This is a genomic window from Rubritalea sp. (assembly GCF_039830215.1).
In the GTDB taxonomy this organism is placed as follows: domain Bacteria; phylum Verrucomicrobiota; class Verrucomicrobiia; order Verrucomicrobiales; family Akkermansiaceae; genus Rubritalea.
The window spans coordinates 1-6370 of the sequence record NZ_JBDOPO010000086.1 but is presented as its reverse complement, the minus strand read 5'-3'; the positions used below and the strand labels follow the sequence as shown (position 1 = coordinate 6370).

Annotated in this window: 6 protein-coding genes; 4 read left to right on the top strand and 2 right to left on the bottom strand. The window is 47.4% G+C overall.

The annotated features are described in order from the left end of the window. Positions 1-43: 43 nt before the first annotated feature. Positions 44-304 (bottom strand): hypothetical protein, encoded by a 261-nt coding sequence (locus tag ABGY95_RS02705; RefSeq protein ID WP_347440150.1) that lies wholly within the window; start codon positions 302-304, stop codon positions 44-46. 873 nt (positions 305-1177) lie between these two features. Then, entirely contained in the window at positions 1178-3403 is a 2226-nt protein-coding gene (locus ABGY95_RS02700; protein ID WP_347440149.1) for a hypothetical protein, read from the bottom strand. A gap of 111 nt (positions 3404-3514) precedes the next feature. Here ABGY95_RS02700 and ABGY95_RS02695 point away from each other — a divergent pair, with 111 nt between their 5' ends. The 4 genes from ABGY95_RS02695 to ABGY95_RS02680 all read left to right on the top strand — a co-directional run bounded on the left by ABGY95_RS02695 (position 3515) and on the right by ABGY95_RS02680 (position 5880). Further along, positions 3515-3997 carry a low molecular weight protein arginine phosphatase gene (locus ABGY95_RS02695; RefSeq protein ID WP_347440148.1) on the top strand — a complete coding sequence of 161 codons (483 nt, stop codon included), beginning with the start codon at positions 3515-3517 and terminating at the stop codon, positions 3995-3997. 72 nt (positions 3998-4069) lie between these two features. Further along, positions 4070-4606, top strand: a complete 537-nt coding sequence (gene nuoB / locus ABGY95_RS02690; protein ID WP_347440147.1) for an NADH-quinone oxidoreductase subunit NuoB — start codon at positions 4070-4072, stop codon at positions 4604-4606. A 3-nt stretch (positions 4607-4609) separates the two neighbouring features. Then, on the top strand, positions 4610-5173 hold the full coding sequence (locus ABGY95_RS02685; RefSeq protein ID WP_347440146.1) for an NADH-quinone oxidoreductase subunit C: 564 nt from the start codon (positions 4610-4612) through the stop codon (positions 5171-5173). Between the two features lie 62 nt (positions 5174-5235). Then, complete coding sequence (locus tag ABGY95_RS02680) at positions 5236-5880, top strand: rhomboid family intramembrane serine protease (protein WP_347440145.1); 645 nt, start codon at positions 5236-5238, stop codon at positions 5878-5880. Positions 5881-6370: the final 490 nt, after the last annotated feature.

The following is a 6370-nucleotide window of genomic DNA, read 5'->3' as shown; positions in this document are numbered from 1 at the left end:
GAACTGGAAGTTATCCCTTGCTTGGCGAAAGCTGCACCAGCTTCTAACACGTAGGTGTAAGTATCACTGGAGCAGAATCAGGTTTGGCTTTACCAATGATGCTCCCTGCGTTGTTTACGCGGTGCGAGGCTGCGACAACCTCGGCTATTTTCGCATTAGAAAATGCAATGCCTGCACGCACTACAATACAGTCTCCTAGAACTGTGTGGAGCATTTCCTTAACGTTGGTGAAGGTCACCTTGCGGCCTGTGTTAGTAGCGTAGTTGAGGATAGTGTCGCAGCGGCGAAACTCCGGTGAATTCATGCAGGCTTCAATATACCAGGGAATAATTGTTTAGACGGAGGCTGGACATCATTTCTAAGGCTTTTTGCTATTACAAAAGCAATGAAATCAAAATACCAAATCCCCGCAATCATTGACGCTAGAGCTCGTTTGGGTGACTGAAAAGTGGATTTGATTGTAGTAAGAGCAGTAACTCCACAGCCTAGGCAATCATCTAGGAGTTAAAGGCTTATCGAGCGGAGACCTACATCTATGGCAACGGTCTTTAATTTGCTGAACATGGGAGATTAAGCAAGGAATCCGTAGCCGCAGGCTATTTTTGCGCTCCCTATGCTAGTAGGGAAAAAGCTGGAGCTGAAAGCTTTAATGGCCAAGTGCGCCAATACTACCGAAAGGTAGCAGCTCTGCCGCAATGAAAGAATAAGATCTCAAGTTCGTTGAGTCAGAGCTCAAGGAATGCCCAAGAAAAATATTGGACGGCCTGAGTCCGTCAGAACTGGACCCAAAAAGAGTAGCGTACCGCTTCAGTCTAAACCTGTTAGGTGGTATTCTTTAGAACTTTGAATTTGCCCATCACGAACTCTTGGATAGTTTTAGGGTTAAGGAAGAAGTTCCCGCAGAGGCCAGTCACTGGAGGCGCACCGGAGACTCTGGCTTAGTCGTTGAAGGCCAAGATGGCTCAGCGCACCATGCAGCGTTAGCCTTTTTTGACCATAGATTCGAGCCTAGGCATGTGGACTTTAGAGATGGATTAAGTGATGCATTCTATAGCGCAATCATCGGTGTAGAGTACTGCGTTAGGGGTTGCTGGAAGGTTATCGCTAGGTTCGGTTACTGTGAATGAGTATTTCGCTGTTGTTAGATGACCAGTGTGGGATGGAGTCAATTTGTCAGCTAAACTGTCCAGAGAGCCGACCGATGCTGAAAATCTGCTTCGAGTCGGAGGTATTTGCCCGTGAGGCTTTGCTGGATATGTGTTTCCCATGCACTCAGTTTTCTTTCCGTAGCTGGCGGTTTGGACAGCTTACTGACGTCAGTCATGTCCAGGCACCGTTCGGCGTATTCTTTAGGGTTTGTGGCGTATTTTGCAACGTCGTTGATGAAGCTATTGATGAGCGCTAGGCTGTTAAATAGCTCGTTGATTGTGAGTTCTTTGAATGCTGTTAGGGCTTCACCTAGTTTTTCTTTTTCTTGTCTAAGAGGACGAAGATCCAGAGCTGTAAGGGTGTCACTCACGTGGCGCACAGCAATTTTCAATTCCTCTGATGTGTGTGAGGAAGACAAGAGCTTTGAAAGATGATTGTTCAATACAGTAACGTTTGCCCAAATGGGGAGGTCGATATATATATCAAAAAGTCTGTTGTAGAGGTTTGTTCCGAGTTCCTCGAGTTTGAAGTTTGGTATGTCACCTGGATCGAGTTCTGAGTCGAGTGCGAATATGGCACCAAGGCAGTTAAGGATAGGTCCCATCAGAGTCTCATAGTCGGGGAAGGTGCGACCGCGGCCATCGATCAGCGCTCCTTCTGAGCGACGCGTGTAGGTTTCCACTGCTTTAGCAATGGGGTCATCCGCCTGTAGTCCTGTGGTTGGCTTCTGAGCATAGAGGATGGTGAGTTGGTCAAAGCTAGCGAAGGACAACGCTTTAGCTCCCATTTTCTGAATTAATTGCCAAGCCGCGTGTTGTGCGGCTTGGAGGTCACCTCCGCTTGGACTTTTAGACGGATGGTTAGCAATGCGTTTTAGTTGGAGTGGGTTATAGGCTTCAAAAAATTGAATCACTTCATCTGAGGCCCGGTAGACACTACCACGCTCATCATAGCTTTTTAGTTCGCCGTAGTAGCCTAGAATAAGCTTGGCGAAGCGAGTGTCAGGGTTAGGCTGACCACTGCGGTTTAGATAACGATCAGCTAGCGATCCAGAGTGGGGGGCGCTGCCCATTGCTAAATTCATGATCGCTTGTTTACAACAAATGTCAGCTGTGGGGGTGACAAGAAGAGGTAGTCCAGCATCATGACAAACCAGTTTTAATTCTTTGATAAAGATGTTCAGAATGTCAGAGAAGAGCTCTACATTCTGAGAAGTCTTTCCTGATGCTAGATACTTAGCTCGAATTGCGGACTCTTGTTGTTGGAGATCGCGTATGACGAAAGGCATAGCACCTCCGGGAACTCCGGCGGCGCAGAGCTGCTCTTTGAGGTCTTGTGGGATGTCTTGATCTCTGCGGACTGGTTTACTACCCCATAGCTGGGCTGTCTTTTGGCTGAGCTGATTATACGCTGATTTATCGGCAATAAACTCAGGTGCGATCGTTGAGAGTGAGTGGTGAGCAGAGCCGCCAGAGAGCACACCTTCCACTGTTTCTATGGCGTGGATACCGTAGCTGGTAGCCTTGCGTATGGTATTTTTCGAGTTTTCCTCATTGGTCGAGTGGCAGTGTAGGCTTAGTGGAATATCCTTGGGGCTGAGTATTGCAAGCAGAGCAGGGATCAGAGTAGTCACTCGGTCTGCTGTGAGTTGACCAGACATGTCTTTGATAGCGATAGCATTGTATCCAGCATCAATCAAGGCTTCAGCGTAGCTGCAGAAATACGCGTCAGTGTAGCGCTCAGGAGAATCTGCGTAGTGTGTGAAACAAATGGCCCCCTCTAAGGTTACGCCAGCAGCACTCTTGATAGATTCTGGGAGTTCTAAGTTCTCAATGTCATTGAGAGCATCAAAAAACCTAATTTTCGTGATGCCATGCTTGATGAATTCTTTAAGAGTGATTTCGATAATGTCCTTATCGTAGTGACGGAAACCGAGGGCATTGGCGCCACGGAAAAGCATTTGTAGATCAAATGGCTCACTTTCTGGAGCTTTCGAAATACCGTGGCTGATAGCGCCGAGTACAATAAAGGGGTTGTAGCCCCGATTGATTGCAATTTGGAAGCTTTGCCCGCCTGAAACTTCTGCGCCATGGAAGCCCGCCTTGCGTGAGGCGGCTATAAGTTTGGCGTAATTGTACGACTCAAATAGCCAATCAGCTGCATCGAGCGTGGATTGTTGCCCGTCTCTCATGGTGAGGTTGACTAGTTTTGGTGGTGAACATTGATTCATAATAAAGAGCATTCTGTAATCCATGGCTAGAGGCAAGTGCTAACTAGAACTCATCTGATCTAGAGATAGCATCGACGGGGGAATACGTCAAAATTCCGACTTGAATTGTTACAGATGTACTGTGACTTTCTGCCCATGGATTCAGAAAAGCGCGTACTCTTCGTTTGTACAGGTAATACATGCCGTAGCCCTATGGCTGAAGGGATTTTTCGCAAGGCGTCTAAAAATAATGCAGTATTGGTGTCACTGGGCTCTGCCGGAGTGGCAGCCTACGACGGAGATAGGATTAGCCCGGAAACTGCGGATGAACTGCAGCGCCGAAATGCCACGCTGAATAATTTTGTGAGTCGTTCTGTGACAATGCAAATGCTAGAGTCTTCGAGCCATGTTTTTGCCATGACTGAGTCTCACCTCAACACCTTGATTCGCCGCTTTCCTGACTATGCAGAAAAGTGCTATTTGGTGTGTGATTTCATAGAGATCAACGGCAAAGCTGGGATGGATGTGCCAGACCCGATCGGAATGGGGGTGCGGGCCTACAAGCAAGTAGGTGAGGTGCTTGAGCACGCGATTCCAGCTCTGATTGATTTTATCGAGAATGAAGAATCTACAGAATAGTCCAATTCTTAAACATTTATCTTGTCGCTGTAGTGGCGAATACTAGAGTGGCGACCGAATCACACAGTTCTCATGGTTTCTCCAGATCCTAATAGCACAAATTTAGCTTACGACTCAAAGATCGAAGGCAACGTCACCTTCACCCAGCTTGATGCCGCAATCAACTGGATGCGTAAGAATTCACTTTGGCCAATGCCAATGGGCTTAGCATGTTGCGCAATCGAGCTTATGGCTACGGCTTCCTCTCGTTATGATATCTCTCGCTTTGGTGCTGAGGTGATGCGCTTCTCACCACGTCAGGCAGATGTCATGATCGTGGCGGGTACAGTTACCTATAAGATGGCCTTGGCTGTCAAACGTATCTGGGATCAGATGCCCGAGCCAAAATGGTGTATAGCTATGGGCGCATGCGCTTCTTCTGGCGGCATGTATCGCAGCTACGCAACTCTTCAGGGAATTGATAAATTGATCCCAGTGGATGTCTACATCTCTGGTTGTCCTCCACGTCCTGAAGCCTTGATCGAAGGGTTGATGAAGCTACAGGAGAAGATCAACAATGAAGAGTCCACTATGGATCTCAAGAAAATGCCTGCAGCTGAACAAGTTTAAAAGATGAGCGAATTTGTAATTAAATTAGAGTCCGCCTTTGGTGAGAAGATTCTAGGCAAAAAAGAATTTCGCGGTGAGCACACAGTCCTCGTAGAGCTCAGTGCGCTGCATGACGTGATGGTGCACTGTAAAGAGCAGTTAGGTTTCGATTTCCTTGTCGATATCTGCAGCGTCGACCACGATTCTGTGCACCCACGATTCGAAATGGTCTACGAGATAGCATCAGTAGATGATTCTCAACACCTCCGAGTGAAAGCCCCAGTGGCTGAAGATGAAAATGTCCAGAGTGTTGTCGATGTTTGGAAAACTGCCGATTGGCATGAGCGAGAAGTGTACGATATGATGGGTATCAAATTTACTGACCATCCAAACCTCAAACGTATTCTTATGTGGGAAGGTTATCCATACCACCCACTTCGTAAGGAATTCCCTCTTGCCGGCAAGCCAACTGAAATGCCTGATGTGGCGTTCACTGGTGTGGCTCCAATGGAAGGTGGTCCATTTGTCACAAGTTCTTGCGCTACAGATGCTGTCACTGGTGAGCCAAGAGCGAAAGGGGAGAGCTAGTACTCAGAAATAGATTTTACAATCCGAGTTTTCCTGCCAATGGGAACTCGGATTTTTTTGTAATGAAATCCCTCACATTCCTACTCGTTTTTATCTATCTGCTGATTGAAACCATGGGGGGTGTAATGGCTAATAACGAGTGCTACTATCAACTTGGGCTGAGCCAGCAGGGAATCGAATCTGGCAAAATTTGGCAATTTCTCAGCTATGCAGTGCTCCACGGAAATACCTATCACTTTGTGGTTAACGGTATCCTACTATGGGTGTTGGGTGGGAAATTACAGAGTATTGTTGGCGTCAAAAAGGCAATCAGTATTTTGGCAGTAGGTGTGACTACTGGTGGTGGGTTGCAGCTAGGTTTGAGTTATCTAACAGAGAATGGCCATTCGAGTTTGTTAGTTGGTGTTTCTGGTGGGATAATGGCTTTATTACTTGGTCTAACAACCATGGATCCATGCCGTGTACTGAGGCCGCTGAGAATACGCGCCAGACACCTTGGTTTAGGATTTCTAATGAGCGAGGCCATTTTTACTCTAATAGACCCCTCGCTGGGCATTCCAGTTCTCACTGGCGTAGGCCATCACGTAGCCAGCGCCATGGGGGAACCCATCTTTTTAGTAGCCCACGCCTGCCACCTAGGAGGCGGCATAGCAGGACTTATACTGGGTAAAATAATACTCAGCAATAGCGATCAGTCTGGACTGTGACTGGTTTGACACCGCTCTGCAGCTTGCTCTGCTTAATGCGCGTGGTTTGGCTTCATCTCTCGTTTTAGCAGGGATTTAAAAACTATCATCAATAGAGAACTGCGCTAACTCAGAGATTTAGCGAACGCCAGAAATATGACAGTGACAGCCGCGCATGGAAAGACCACACTAGGTAGATCACCAGCAAGCACGCAAGCAGCAGGCCCGAGCAAGGAGGAACGCTTACGGTGCTTCACATTCGAATGGGGGTAGCTTCATCACATAGCGATGTTCGTCCCGTTATTACATGTCTGGGCTATAGCATACGTAGATCTCCTCGAAGGGGGGGCATTATCGCTCGGACGACTGAGTATCGCGCAGTTGTCTCCAATTTTATCAGGCTTGGATTCAACCTGGAAGTGCACCTTGTTAGTTAGGTGTTAAAAACATAAAGTTTGGGGTCTTTCTGTCGAGTACTTTACGAGGTCTGCTGTTTAGCTTTCTCTCAACT

Excerpts from the sequence above, each read along its gene's own strand:
- ABGY95_RS02700 (WP_347440149.1), bottom strand. The coding sequence starts at position 3,403 with ATGGATTACAGAATGCTCTTTATTATGAATCAATGTTCACCACCAAAA.
- ABGY95_RS02695 (WP_347440148.1), top strand. The coding sequence starts at position 3,515 with ATGGATTCAGAAAAGCGCGTACTCTTCGTTTGTACAGGTAATACATGC.
- nuoB (WP_347440147.1), top strand. The coding sequence starts at position 4,070 with ATGGTTTCTCCAGATCCTAATAGCACAAATTTAGCTTACGACTCAAAG.
- ABGY95_RS02680 (WP_347440145.1), top strand. The coding sequence starts at position 5,236 with ATGAAATCCCTCACATTCCTACTCGTTTTTATCTATCTGCTGATTGAA.
- ABGY95_RS02705 (WP_347440150.1), bottom strand. The coding sequence starts at position 304 with ATGAATTCACCGGAGTTTCGCCGCTGCGACACTATCCTCAACTACGCT.
- ABGY95_RS02685 (WP_347440146.1), top strand. The coding sequence starts at position 4,610 with ATGAGCGAATTTGTAATTAAATTAGAGTCCGCCTTTGGTGAGAAGATT.